Annotated in this window: 10 protein-coding genes; 7 read left to right on the top strand and 3 right to left on the bottom strand. The window is 41.5% G+C overall.

Annotated features, from left to right (window positions below; genetic code table 11):
- Positions 1–1,352, bottom strand: a 1,352-nt coding sequence (locus tag B3Y13_RS01320) for a heavy metal translocating P-type ATPase (protein ID WP_296692197.1), incomplete at its 3' end; no start/stop codon positions are given.
- Between the two features lie 14 nt (positions 1,353–1,366).
- Positions 1,367–1,675, bottom strand: a complete 309-nt coding sequence (locus B3Y13_RS01325) for a metal-sensing transcriptional repressor (RefSeq protein ID WP_296021053.1) — start codon at positions 1,673–1,675, stop codon at positions 1,367–1,369.
- 122 nt (positions 1,676–1,797) lie between these two features.
- Between B3Y13_RS01325 and B3Y13_RS01330 the strand changes: the two genes are divergently transcribed.
- The 7 genes from B3Y13_RS01330 (at position 1,798) to B3Y13_RS01360 (ending at position 12,425) form a co-directional block, all read left to right on the top strand.
- Entirely contained in the window at positions 1,798–3,267 is a 1,470-nt protein-coding gene (locus B3Y13_RS01330; RefSeq protein ID WP_296692200.1) for a M16 family metallopeptidase, read from the top strand.
- Positions 3,268–3,302: 35 nt separating this feature from the next.
- Positions 3,303–4,646 carry a M16 family metallopeptidase gene (locus B3Y13_RS01335; protein ID WP_296668052.1) on the top strand — a complete coding sequence of 448 codons (1,344 nt, stop codon included), beginning with the start codon at positions 3,303–3,305 and terminating at the stop codon, positions 4,644–4,646.
- A gap of 77 nt (positions 4,647–4,723) precedes the next feature.
- Positions 4,724–5,221 carry a 5-(carboxyamino)imidazole ribonucleotide mutase gene (gene purE / locus B3Y13_RS01340; RefSeq protein ID WP_296692203.1) on the top strand — a complete coding sequence of 166 codons (498 nt, stop codon included), beginning with the start codon at positions 4,724–4,726 and terminating at the stop codon, positions 5,219–5,221.
- Positions 5,222–5,375: 154 nt separating this feature from the next.
- Positions 5,376–6,470, top strand: coding sequence for a phosphoribosylformylglycinamidine cyclo-ligase (gene purM, locus B3Y13_RS01345; RefSeq protein ID WP_296668056.1), 1,095 nt, complete (start codon positions 5,376–5,378; stop codon positions 6,468–6,470).
- A gap of 609 nt (positions 6,471–7,079) precedes the next feature.
- Complete coding sequence (locus B3Y13_RS01350; protein ID WP_296692206.1) at positions 7,080–7,838, top strand: hypothetical protein; 759 nt, start codon at positions 7,080–7,082, stop codon at positions 7,836–7,838.
- Positions 7,839–8,091: 253 nt separating this feature from the next.
- Complete coding sequence (locus B3Y13_RS01355) at positions 8,092–10,992, top strand: hypothetical protein (protein ID WP_296692207.1); 2,901 nt, start codon at positions 8,092–8,094, stop codon at positions 10,990–10,992.
- Positions 10,993–11,369: 377 nt separating this feature from the next.
- Positions 11,370–12,425, top strand: coding sequence for a glycosyltransferase family 2 protein (locus tag B3Y13_RS01360; protein WP_296692211.1), 1,056 nt, complete (start codon positions 11,370–11,372; stop codon positions 12,423–12,425).
- A gap of 48 nt (positions 12,426–12,473) precedes the next feature.
- Here B3Y13_RS01360 and B3Y13_RS01365 read toward each other — a convergent pair whose 3' ends face one another.
- Positions 12,474–12,728, bottom strand: a complete 255-nt coding sequence (locus B3Y13_RS01365; protein WP_296692214.1) for a hypothetical protein — start codon at positions 12,726–12,728, stop codon at positions 12,474–12,476.
- Positions 12,729–13,075 lie beyond the last annotated feature (347 nt).

Raw genomic sequence — 13,075 nt, forward strand, 5'->3', positions numbered from 1 at the left:
AGAGGATCTCCTTTTGTGATTGTTCCTGTTTTGTCCAAGATTACAATTTTTGACTTTCCTGTCTGTTCAAGCGCAGCGGAGGTTTTGAACAGAATCCCGTTTTTTGCGCCGATTCCGTTTCCGACCATTATTGCGACTGGAGTTGCAAGACCGAGCGCGCAAGGGCAGCTTACGACAAGAACGGTTATTGCGCGGTTTAGGGCGAATGAAAACTCTTCGCCTGCAAAAATCCAGGCCAAAAATGTAAAAATCGAAATTAAAATTACTGCCGGAACGAAAATTCCAGAAACTTTGTCCGCAATTTTTGCAATCGGAGCTTTTGTCGCGGCGGCGTCGCTTACCATTTGAATTATCTGCGAAAGAGTTGTGTCTTCTCCGACTTTTACGGCCCTGCATTTTATAAATCCTGTCTGATTTAAAGTTGCCGCGCAGACCTTGTCGCCGTTTTTCTTGTCAACAGGAATCGATTCTCCTGTGAGCGCAGATTCGTTTACAGAGCAGCTTCCTTCAATAATAATTCCATCGGCAGGAATATTTTCTCCAGGGCGGACTACAAAAATATCGTCTTTTTGAACTTCTTCGATTTTGACAGTTTTTTCTGCTCCGTTTTTTAGGAGAACTGCGGTTTTTGGAGAAAGCTTCATAAGGCTTTTAAGCGCGTCTGTTGTCTTTCCTTTTGAGATTGACTCTAAGAGCTTTCCGACTGTTATAAGAGTTACAATCATCGCCGCGCTTTCAAAATAAAAACCGTTCATAAGTTTTAGAGTGCGCGCGCTGTCCATTAGCAAAACCGAATCCGTCATCTCAAAAAGCACAAAAACGCTGTAAACAAACGAAACTCCGGAACCGAGGGCAACGAGAGTGTCCATGTTAGGCGCAAGATGAATAAGACTTTTAAATCCAGAAACGAAGAATTTTTTATTTACGAGCATTATGAGAGCCGAGAGAACCATCTGTAAAATTCCCATTGCGACGTGATTTCCGCCGTTTTTTGTAAGCCAGGCTGGAATCGGCCAGCCAAACATCATGTGTCCCATGCTAAAATACATTAAGACTGACAGCAGCAAAACCGACCAGACGAGCCTTTTTTTTAAGAGCGGAGTCTCGCTGTCTTCGGACGGAGTCTGGCCTTGAATTGAATGGCTTTCTTTTGATGAGAATTTCTGCGCTTTGTAGCCGGCTTTTTCGACAGCATTTATTATTTTTTCGGAAGAGGCTTCTCCTTCGACTCCCATGGAATTTGTCAGAAGGCTTACCGTGCATGAATTGACTCCCGGAACTTTTAAAACCGCTTTTTCAACTCTTGCAGCGCAGGCCGCGCAGGACATTCCAGTTACTATGTATTTATCCATAAATTTTCCTTTTGCTATTTCATAAGCTTTTGAAGAATTTCCACAAGCTCGCCGACGGTTTCTGTTTTTCCGTCTTTAATATCGTTCACTACGCAGGAATTTATGTGTTCTGCCAAAAGAACTTTGTTGAACGAGTTTAACGCCGCATTCACCGCCGAAACCTGAATTAAAATGTCCGGGCAATAGGCGTTGTTTTCGAGCATTTTTTTGATTCCCCGAATCTGGCCCTCAATACGGCTGAGCCTGTTTGAAAGAATCTTAAATTCTTCCGGACTTCGTTCTTTTGTTCTTGCTGAGCAGCAGCATTTGTTTTTTGATTCCATTAGGATTTCCTTTCTTTTTATATTTCTTCCAGAAAATATATAATACCTCTATGGGGTATGTGTCAATAGAGTTGTCCTGAATAACTGTATCTAAGAAACCGCAATATTGTTATATTGAATATATGACTCGGAAAATTTTTAAATTTTTTTTAACGGCCTTTTTTTTGTGCGGCGCGGTTTTTGTCTTGCCTGCCCAAAAGACTTCTGTTCCGTCGCTTTTTAAGTATAAGCTCGAAAACGGACTTGAACTTTTTGTAATGGAAAATGATTCTGCTCCGCTTGTTTACATCGAAATTGCCGTAAAAGCCGGAGCTGTTGCCCAGACGCCGGAAAACGCGGGGCTTTTTCATCTTTACGAGCACATGATGTTCAAAGGAAATGCAAAATACGCAAATCAAAAGGAGGCGTATGCCGCTTTGAATAAAATGGGCGTTTCTGAGTGGAACGGAACGACTTCGATTGACCGCGTAAATTATTTTTTTACAGTGCCGTCGGGACTTTTAAAAGACGGACTTGAATACTGGTCTTATGCAATCCGCACTCCGCTTCTTGACGAAAAAGAGCTCGAAAACGAGAAATCTGTTGTTTTGTCGGAAATAGAAGGCGGAATGAGCGAGCCGGGAAGAATTTTCGGCGCAGGAGTTTTTAAAAATCTTTTTTTTGAATGTCCCTGGAAAACCGACACTTCCGGCGATCCAAAAATCATAAGAAATGCGACAGCGGAAAGCCTTAAAAAAATTCAGGAAGAATATTATGTTCCTGCAAACACCGGACTTTTTGTCGGAGGCGATGTAAAGCACGAAGAAGTCTATTCTCTCGTAAAAGAAATTTACGGCGGCTGGCAGAACGGAAAAAACGCCCAAATTGGAAAGAAAATCGAAACTTCGTCAAAAACTCCATTTTCGGCCACAAAAAAGCTTGTCTTTGCCGATCCTCAAAATTCAAAGGGAATAAGCAGAATTGTTTTTTATCTGCGCGGACCTGACTCCCAGAGCGACGAGAATGACACTTATGCGGCAGATGTCTGGTCGTATCTCCTTTCAAACCCGTCTGGAAATTTTATTTCCAGGGCAATACAAAATAAAGAACTGAATATTCCAGATGCGGATTATATCGGCGGCTCGTATTCGACAATGCGGGCTAGCGGAGTTATAAGTTTTTCTGCCGCTTTTATGAATGATGAAAAAATTTCACCGCAAAAAAGGGCGCAGCTTATTCTTGACTACTGGAACACGCAGGCAGTGGACGATATGCTCAAAAGCGGAACTGGATACGACGAAAAAGACATAAAAAGCGTAAAGGGCAGGCTTGAAGACAGCAGAACCTATTCAATGGAAACCGCTTCTCTTTTTTTACGGGGCTTTTCTTCGGAATGGGCTTCTTCTGGTGCGGATTATGCTCTTTCTTATGACGAAAATATTTTAAAAGTTGAAAATAAAGATGTCCGCTCTTTTGTTGAAAAATATATAAAAGATAAAAAAGGGCTTGCCGTTCTTTTTGTAAACCCGGAATATTACAGGGAAAATAAAAAAGAATTTGAAAAAGACGGCTGGCAGGAGCTTAATGCAGAAAATGCCCGCTGGTGGAAATAAATCCGCTCTAAAAAGGCATTTTTCGGAGGAAAATAATGAAGATTATAAAAAAAGCATTTTTTGTTTTGCTTGCGGCACAAATATTTTTTCTTGCAGGCTGCGCCTCGTCTCCAAAAAACGAAAAAGACGCTTATTATGAAGAAAATGTAAAAGATTTTTCGCAATATGAGTTAAAAAACGGAATTCCAGTGATTTTTAAAAAGACGAACGGCGGACAGGTTTTTGTTTTGCGCACGGTTTTTGAAGGCGGAACTCCGCTTGTAAGTCCAAAAATGGCAGGAATTGAAGGCCTTGCACTTGAGCTTATGTTCCACGGAAGCAAAAAATTTTCGTACGAAGACATTCAAAACATGCAGTACGGAATTTCTTTTTCGATGAGCGCTTCGAGCGGACGCGATTACAGCGTCGCCGGAATAAAATGCCTCCAAAAAGACTTGGATGGCGTTCTCGAAGTCTATGCCGATTCAATAAATTCGCCGGCTTTTTTAGAAAACGATTTTAAGCAGATGATGCTTAACGAAGAAGATTCTCTTGTGCGCTCAAAATCTGATCCGAGCGGCCAGCTTGGAATTGAGCTTGAAAAAACGGCGTTTGGAAAAACTTCTTATGCAAGCTCGGCCTCTGTAACCGAAGAGTCGTTAAAGCTTATTACTTTGGACGAAATTAAAAATCACCATAAAAAACTTTTGGATGCAAAAAGAATAAAATTTGTCGTTGTCGCAAATATGGACTTGGACGGACAGAAAAAACTGGTCGAAAAGCTCAATTCTTATTTTGGGGCGATTCAAAAAGGAAGCTACAAATCTCCGGAAGTTGGAGAGATTTTGGTTGAAGGCGAGGATATTTTCCTAAAAAATGAGCAGGCTGGAACTTCTGGCTATTCAATCGGATTTTTTAACTGTCCAGAGCGGTATGATCCGGATTATGTGCCTTTTGCAATTTCTCTTATGTATTTGGATGATATATTTTTTGACCAGGTGCGCGAGAAAGCAGGCGCTGTTTACTCAATCGGAACGGGCGTTCTTGGCGGAAAGCAGATGCTCGGAGCGATAAGCGCTTACAAAATAAGCGATACGGAAAACATTCATTCGTTGATTTACAAGGCGATTGAAAGTTTTCCGGGCGAAAAGCAGGTTGAAGAAAAACTAGAGCAATACAAAAACAAATACATTACGACATTGTTCGATTCGAGCCAGAGCGGAACAGGAGTAGCCGCAAATATTATTACTTCGCTTGAATATTCAGGAAAACCGGACACATATCTAAAACGCTCTTCTCAAGTGCAGAACGTAAGCGCAGGACAGGTTTATTCTGCATTTAAAAAGTACATATCGCCAGAGTCAAAAAATAAAATCCGCTGGATTACGGTTACAAAATGAGAAGCCTTTTTGGCAAAAAAAGGCTTTTTATAGAATTTGTTTTGATTTTAAGGTACTATGAATCCGAGGTGGTTTTTATGAAAGTTGCGATTTTTTTTGGCTCTAAATCAGACAAAGATACTATGAAGAAAGCGGCAGACGTTTTAAAGGAATTTGGAATTGAATACAAGGCTTTTATTCTGTCGGCTCACCGCGCAGGCGCGCTTTTGCACGAAACTGTAAAAAAAGTTGAAGATGAAGGTTTTGAAGTGATTATTGCAGGAGCCGGACTTGCGGCGGCTTTGCCGGGTGTTATTGCAGGAGCAACGACACTTCCTGTTATTGGAGTTCCGCTCGAATGTGTAAATCCCGGAGTTTCTAACGGTCTGGGCGGAATGGACGCGCTTCTTTCTATTGTGCAGATGCCTCCGCAAATTCCGGTTGCGACAGTCGGAATAAATTCTGCAAAAAACGCGGCTTACCTTGCGGCGGAAATTCTTTCGATAAAATATCCAGAGCTAAAAGAAAAACTTGCGGCTTTCCGCAAAAAGCTTGCAGATGAAGCCGTGGCTTCCGGTCTTGACGTTGCGTTTTAGCGCATAATGACACAAGAGCGAAAAATTGATATTATAAAAAAATCTTAGCCCGCACTGGAGCAGCGGCGTTAGCCGGTCCGAAGGACTGAGGGTTACCGAACTGCGCAAGCGCGGCCGGGAACGAAAAATGCGCTCCAAATTATTGAGGAAAAATATGGCGACAATTGACTACAAAGATTCTGGCGTTGATGTTGAAGAAGGTTACAACGCTGTAAACGAATACAAGGTTCATGCAAAGCGCACCCGTATTCCTGGACTTTTGACGGATTTGGGAAGCTTTAACGGAATGTTTGAAATTCCTGCCGGCTTAAAGCATCCGGTCGCTGTTTCTGGCACTGACGGTGTGGGCACAAAGCTCGACATTGCTTTTCAGATGGGAAAATACGACACTGTTGGAATTGACTGCGTTGCAATGAGCGTAAACGACATTTTGTGTTCCGGTGTAAAGACTTCGTTCTTCTTGGACTATGTTGCCTGCGGAAAACTCGACGCAAAAGTTGCCGGACAGCTTGTAAAAGGTGTTGCCGACGGCTGCGTTGATGCCGGATGCGCGCTTCTGGGCGGAGAAACCGCCGAAATGCCTGGTTTTTACGATGACGGAAAATACGACCTTGCCGGTTTTGGCGTAGGTTTTGGCGAAAAAGAAAAAATGATTACCGGCGACAGAATCGAGGCCGGGGATGTTTTGATTGGGCTTTCTTCGACAGGATGCCACTCAAACGGATACTCTCTTGTCCGCAAGCTCGTAAAGGATTTTAACGAAGACTTTAACGGAAAACCGATTGGAGAAGTTTTGCTTACTCCGACACGCATTTATGTGCGCCCTGTTATGGACGCTTTGGAGACATTTGGCGAAAAAATCCACGGAATGGTTCATATTACAGGCGGAGGCTTTTATGAGAATGTTCCTAGAATGTACAAAAAAGGCGCGAACCTTGTAAGCGTAATCAAAAAGGACAGCTGGGAAAAGCCTGCGATTTTTGCCGAGCTCGAGCGCCGCGGAGCAGATCCGGAAGGCATGTGGGGAACATACAACATGGGAATCGGACTTGTTCTTGCCGTTAAAAAAGAAGATGCCGATGCGATTGCCGAGCATTTTAACAAAAAAGCTGCTGATTTTGCGACAGATGTCCACAAGAAACTTGGAATTCCAGATATGAAGGCCTATAAAATCGGCTATGTAAAAGCTTCTGAGCACGATTTGGGAGCAGACCTTAAAGGCTCGCACGAAGCAACAGTTCTTGAATAGAATTAAAAAATATTTTGTATGATAAGAAACCGGCTTAAATTCTGTTTTTGCCGGTTTTTTTATGCCTGTCCAGTTTTTTCTTTCAATGTTTGGTTTTCGGACACTTTTTTATTATTGCTTGATGTAAAGACGTAAATCCGGAAAGCGCCGCAAGCCTTGCAGGAAAATGTTGCAGGACTGACAGGAGAATGTTGCAGGACTTACAGAAAGATATTTACATACTGTCAGGAAAATGCCGCAAGCCTTACAGAAAGATATTTACATACTGTCAGAAAGATGCCGCAAGCCTTGCATATGGGATTATCGGGTCAAGCCCGATAATGACAAAAGTCAAGCTTGATAATGATAAAAGCCAAGCCCGATAATGACAAAGGTCAAGCTTGATAATGACAAAAGCCAAGCCCGATAATGACAAAAGTCAAGCCTGATAATGACAAAAGTCAAGGGCGGCAATGACATTCGCTCCACTTGATAAAAAGATGTTATTCTACTAAAGTTGTTTAAAACTGCTTTTGTTTTTTTGTCTTTTTCGTTGCAAAAATTGAAAATGCCTGCCTTGTGCGTTATACTTTGCTACGTTTGTTTTGATTTTTTAAGGCGGAGGACTTTATGATAAAAAGAGTTTGTTTCTGTGTTGCGGCGACGCTTTTTTGCGCTTTGCTTTTTTCTTGTGCCGCAAGCGAGACTTCTTCTGTCAGCTTTGCTGTTCCTGCGGAACTTGCGCGTTCAGCCAGGGAGAGCAGCGCAGGAGACTGGACTTTGGATGTGCGCCTGAGCGGCGATTTAAATCGTTCAGAGCAGTTTGCGATAGCAGAGCCTAAAAGCGGTTCTGATAAGCCTGCTGTATTTACGATAGAAGACTTGAATCCTGGTTCAAAAATCGAGGTGAATGCTAAAATTTTGAACGGAGAGCTTGAAAACTACAAAAATACTGAGCCTTATTACGTTGAGCTTGAGGCAGGGGATAATTCTCTTGATGTTGAGCTTGAGCGGATAAAAGCAGATTCGGAAATTTCAGGAATTGATGCAAGTGAATTCAGTATCTGCGCAAAAAAAGACTCAGCCGAATACAAGTATTCTGGCGGCAATATTCCAGAATTGGCTTATGAGGATAAAGCGATTGAATTTTCTATCGAGTGCGAAAAAGAATTCGGCTTTGACTCGTATTCCTACAGCTGGTATATGAACGGAAAAGACATTGCCTGTGCAAAAGACAAGTCCTCTTTTGAGCTCAACTTAACACAGAATGATGATGTTGTTCTGACAGAAAACGGCGGAGAGGAAAAAAACAACAATCTTATGTGCTTTATAAGCTCTGGCGGTGAGCGCATAGGAATTGAATACATTTTTGTTTTGAAGGAAAACTAAAACCCTTAAGAAGCCTTTTATAAGGAAGATTCCCGCATCGAGCGCGGGAAAGACAGGACAGTTAGATTATCGGGTCGAGCCCGATAATGACAGGACAATCGAGCCCGATAATGACAAAAATTGTCGACCAGATAATGGCAATGGTTTTTGTCATTGCCGTGCTCGACACTGCGATGTTTGCATATCAAACTCGTTTAGCAATCTATAAATGGCAGTAAAAATGAACATAAAAACTAAATTTGTGGAGAAAAATATGAAAATTAAACGCTTTTTACAAGGACTTGCAGCTTTTGCTGTAATTGCGCTCTTTGCAGGATGCGCGGACATTCTGGACTCAAAAACTGCAGAAAAATCTAATCTAAAAGAAAATACTTCTGTTTCGATTAGTTTTGATTCAAAAGGACGCTATATTTCGGCCGGAAGCTTTGAATTAGACAAAATAACTTCCTGGAAAATAGCTTTTGAGCCTACAGGCGATTCCGACGAAAAATCCATTGAGCTTGCGTGGACTTCCGGCTCTTCGGATTCTAGCTCTGGCAGCCCGTCCCTTTATTACAGCGAGGGTGTCCTTAATGCAAAATTGATTCCGGTCGGAACGTACAATATCGCTCTCGAAGGAAGCTATTCTGAAGGAAACGGCACAATAACCGTCAGCGGAACAAAAGAAGGTGTTTCAGTTTCTTCGGAATCTGCAAAAAACAGCATAACAGTGCTTGTCGAACTAAAAAAAGACAGTTCTACCAAAGGCAGCCTTGAGCTTTCTTTTGATGCGGCCGGTATATCAAATTATGCTCCTGCCTTGCTTGTTACACTTAAAAATAATCAGACAGGCGATATTGAGTATTCAACTGATAAAAACAACCTTGTTTTTTCTAGCTCTTCCGACAGCGTTTATGCTCTTACTGGAGAAGATATCGCTCCAGGCTGGTACAAGCTTGAGTTCTATTGTAATGACAGTGTTAAAATAGAAATTCCGAACGACAAAATGATGGTAGAAATTGCCTCCGGAATAAAAACTACAGACTCGGATATAAAAATTTCCAGCACGTCCGTAAAAAAATACTATGCGACAAACGGCACTTCAGAAAGCGCGCAAAATATGAACGGCCTTGCTGTGTCCTCAAGAAAAAACCTTACGGCGCTTTTGGAAAAGTTGACAAAGACTTGGCCTGAAGTATCGGAAGTTGAGATTTTTATGGACAGTGCTCCTGTAATTGACATAAAAACATTCAATGAGTTAAAGGAAGCTCTTGAAGATTCAAAAAAATGTTCAATCTATTTAGGAGAAAGCCAATCTATAGCGCTCGCTTCGGATCCTGATACAAATACCGTTACAACCGCTCTTTCGGGCTCTGTCTGCCTTGTTGCAACAGACGGAAATGAAAAATTTGAAGCAAGCGGCATTACTGTTGAGAAAGGAAAGCCGCTTGATATTACCCTTAAAAACGGAGCCTGCATCAATGCCGCTTTTGTAGATTCAATTGACGACAAATTGAACATATTTGCGGTTAAAGACAGCGAAGACGGAACTACAGCAGACAACTTTACAGCATATGTAGCCGCACCTTTCTTTTATTCAGCCTCTGAAATTGACACAAGCTGCTTCTCGCTCTTCGAATATGGCTCGAAAAAGGTTTCGGATCAGAATACGGTGATTAGTGTTTCTGGAGATGACGGTTCCTGCGAATTCTATATAAAGCCTGCAAGCATGGAAGGCATAACAGCAGAGTCAAGCGCGGACCTTTCTATTGAGGCGTATTATACAAGCGGCTCGGATTCTGAAACTTACAGCTCTGGCAGCGTTATTCCGTATGAATCTTCCGACCTTAATATTAAGCTTAAAGCCCCTGACGGCATAGAAATCGAAAAATGCTTATGGTACTTGAACGGGGACTCAATTGATGACAGCATCACAGATGAGCTTATATATTTTGATCCTACGCAGAATGACAGCCTAAAAATTGACGGTACAAACGTTGTAAGCTGCTTTGTGTCTGTTGGAGAAAAACTCTATCTTTGCGAGCTTAGCTTTACTTTTAAGACGCCAAGCCGCAGCGCGGCTGTCTGGATTTCTGGAACTCATTCTTTAAGTATGAAGCAAATTTATGATTATACTGATTCAGACGCGGCAGAAAGCACCCTAAAAGAAAGTTATAATTCTAAATGCTATTGCTTTGACAAAAATTACAATCTTTGGACTGTGGAGTTTTCGGATAGCGTGGCGGCTTTGAACAAATATTCGATGAAAGTTTCTTCAAATTCTTATTCAACTGATTCTGACTTAACAGCCGAACTTTCAGAAATTACAAGCAGCCCTGCAGATATGTGCTATGACGCTGTGAACGGATATATATATCTGCTTGTAAATGGAGACAGCTCAGCGACAGTTTATGCTGTTTCTACGGGAGATACGCCTGCTGTAGCTGCAAGAGCAACGATGAATACTTCGGCTCTCGGAGAGAACGTTTCTTTAACAAATATCGCAGTCAACGGAAATGACTTTTATTTTGCAGACAGCTCATGCAATGTTTATAAAGCGACTGTGACCGTAGATTCTGGAAGCATTGCGGTAGGAACTCCAAGCCTTGTAAAATCTCTTGTTTCGCAAGATGTTTTGGAAGGCTATGATTCTTCTAAGCATGATGCTTCCTATGATTCAATTTCGATAACGGATTTGCAGTTTGGAGACGGCCTTGGCTATGGTACAGAGAATGTTTATGCGCTTGTAAAGGAGGCTTCTAGTTCTGTTGGGCTTAGTAGCAACGATTATTTTTATAGCCGCGGCGCGCTGGTAAAAATCAGCACAGAAACCGGCTCTTTTGAGAAGTTTGGCTGGGCATCAGAGGTAAAAGAATTTAGCTATACTCATAGTACAGGTTCTTATACGGATTACTATTGTATTCCTGATGCAACTGATTCAGCCAATACCGACTTTTTTGGGCCTACAAAGTTCTGCGCTGTTGTGCCAAAGAAGATTGTAATTGTTGACGATGGCTTTTATTTGAAGGCGGTAGACGGCAGTAGTGGAGCACTAAAAAATAAAGACTCTATTGTTGAGTTTGATATTGACGGCTCAACGCTTTCAAGAGGAGCTGCCAGCATTTCTGTATCGTTTGATATTGGCACAACTAATTTTTATTATACAGAAAATTAAAGTTTTCTAAAGACAGCCGGCCGGTAAGTAAAAACTGCTATTATGGCGCTTGCTTTTTTTGTCATTCCAATGCTAACAAAACTGTCATTCCCGCAGTTGTTTTTTTGTCATTGCCGCGCTTTTTTTGTCTCTGCCATTCTTGTGCTTTCTTCTTTTTTGTCATTGCCGTGCTTTTTTTTGTCATTGCGTGCTTTTTTTTGTCATTGCCGTGCTTGACACGGCAATCTATCCGCATGGATTATCGGGTCAAGCCCGATAATGACAAACGGTCAAGCCCGATAATGACAAATGGCCAAGACTGATAATGACAGAGAAGTCGAACGCTCGATAATAACAAGTGGAGCAAGCCGCTTTTTTTTATGATATAATTTTTTTATATGCTCAGTTTGTTTAAAAAAAAATTGATAAAGATTTCTGTCTGTGTGCCTGTCTGCGGCACGCAAAAACTTCTGCCTGCATGCCTGGAAAGCATTTGCTCTCAAAATTTTTGCGGCTTTGAAATTATTGTTGTTGATGACGAGGGAATTGGCCGGTTAAAAGAAAAAGAGCTGAATACAAAGAAGATTTTAAAAGAGTTTTGCAAAAAGCATAAAAGTCCAAATTTTTGTGTAAAGCTTGTTCAGCACGAAAAAAACAAAGGCCTTGTAGAAGCCCGCCGTTCTGCAGTTTATGCGGCGGCCGGAAAATACATAATGTTTGTGGACAGCGACGACTTTCTTTTGCCGGACGCATTGAGCGCGCTGTATGAGATTGCCGAAAAAAATGGAGCGGACATTGTTCATGGCAGGGCAAAAGTCAAAACTGAGCAGGACTTAAAAAATCTTTCTGAAAAGGATAAAAAATTTTTAGAGAATAGGATTCTTGAAATTACAAAAAAAATAACCAATGTTTTTGCCGGGACAGATTGCCGCGCCGAAGGCTTTTTGTGCAAAGATGAGATTCTAAATGGCTTTTTGGTTCAGCGCAACCATTGCGGTTTTTTGTGGGCAAAGCTTTTTGAGCGTGAATTGTGCTTGAATGCGTTTGAAAAAATTCCTCCAGTATATTGTGTCTTTGCGGAAGATTTTTTGGTTTATTTTTTTCTTGCCTTTTATGCAAAAAAATATGCCGGCATAAAAAACGAAGTGTATTCTTACTGTGTCGATACAGGAATTTCGTCTGAAAAGAAAATTTACAGCCTTGAGCAATGGAAAAAAGTTTGCTCTGCCGCAAGCGCAAGCACTGTTCTTCTGGATTTTGTTCAGAAAAAAGACATAGAAGCCAAAAATCTTACAGAAGCCGAAATTGAAGAGTTGAAAAAGACATGCCGGTATTACGCAAGAAACAATCTTGAGCAGCTAAAAAAAGCAGTAATCCCGGAACTCCAGTTGCAGGCCTACGAAGAACTGTGCGAATGGTGGGGAAAAGAAATGATTAAAAGCGTAGAAAAATGACTGCAAGAACAGGTGATATTAAAAATATTACCACCTGTTTTTTGAGATTTAGCTTTTGCCAGTTTTTAAGCTTTTAACCTGCTCCAAGGAAAGCCCTGTAACAGAAGCAATCTGTTCAGGTGAGATGTTTATTTTAAGCAAGTTTTTGGCAGTTTGGAGAGTTTTTTCGCTCGCAATATCGTTAGCCATATCTTTAGCAATGTCTTGTGCCATATCTTTTGCCATATCTTGCGCCAAATTTCTTGCCTGCAGCTTAATCTCCTGTTCGATTGTCATATATCTGTGCCTCCACTGGGCATTCATCTTTACACGCTCCACCAGCGCGGAAAGCCTGTCTGTAAAATCGTCTTTTGCTGTTTTTCCGCAAAGGTATTTAAAAAATGAATGGTTAAAATAAAACGCAAAAATAGCGCATTTTATTTTAACTGACAGTTTCCTTTGAAAACTGCCTTGATTAAAGTGTCCACTACGTGGACGGAATTGCATTCCTTGAAAACTGAAGTTTTCTGCGTCATGCAATTTTTAAGAACAAACTCTCCGACCGCATTTTATCATACATGGCCGCGTTGAAAAAGATGTTGACCGTCCCGTCGTCCATAAGTATATTTTTGTCCTCCTCCGCCCTGTATCGGAACGTGTAGACCGGAAGC

Origin of the sequence: Treponema sp. UBA7567 (genome assembly GCF_002476655.1) — a bacterium.
In the GTDB taxonomy this organism is placed as follows: domain Bacteria; phylum Spirochaetota; class Spirochaetia; order Treponematales; family Treponemataceae; genus Treponema_D.

What these genes read in the sequence shown, in the direction of transcription:
- purM (WP_296668056.1), top strand. Translation starts at nt 5,376, where the DNA reads ATGGCGACAATTGACTACAAAGATTCTGGCGTTGATGTTGAAGAAGGT.
- B3Y13_RS01365 (WP_296692214.1), bottom strand. Translation starts at nt 12,728, where the DNA reads ATGAATGCCCAGTGGAGGCACAGATATATGACAATCGAACAGGAGATT.
- purE (WP_296692203.1), top strand. Translation starts at nt 4,724, where the DNA reads ATGAAAGTTGCGATTTTTTTTGGCTCTAAATCAGACAAAGATACTATG.
- B3Y13_RS01335 (WP_296668052.1), top strand. Translation starts at nt 3,303, where the DNA reads ATGAAGATTATAAAAAAAGCATTTTTTGTTTTGCTTGCGGCACAAATA.
- B3Y13_RS01360 (WP_296692211.1), top strand. Translation starts at nt 11,370, where the DNA reads ATGCTCAGTTTGTTTAAAAAAAAATTGATAAAGATTTCTGTCTGTGTG.
- B3Y13_RS01350 (WP_296692206.1), top strand. Translation starts at nt 7,080, where the DNA reads ATGATAAAAAGAGTTTGTTTCTGTGTTGCGGCGACGCTTTTTTGCGCT.
- B3Y13_RS01330 (WP_296692200.1), top strand. Translation starts at nt 1,798, where the DNA reads ATGACTCGGAAAATTTTTAAATTTTTTTTAACGGCCTTTTTTTTGTGC.
- B3Y13_RS01355 (WP_296692207.1), top strand. Translation starts at nt 8,092, where the DNA reads ATGAAAATTAAACGCTTTTTACAAGGACTTGCAGCTTTTGCTGTAATT.
- B3Y13_RS01325 (WP_296021053.1), bottom strand. Translation starts at nt 1,675, where the DNA reads ATGGAATCAAAAAACAAATGCTGCTGCTCAGCAAGAACAAAAGAACGA.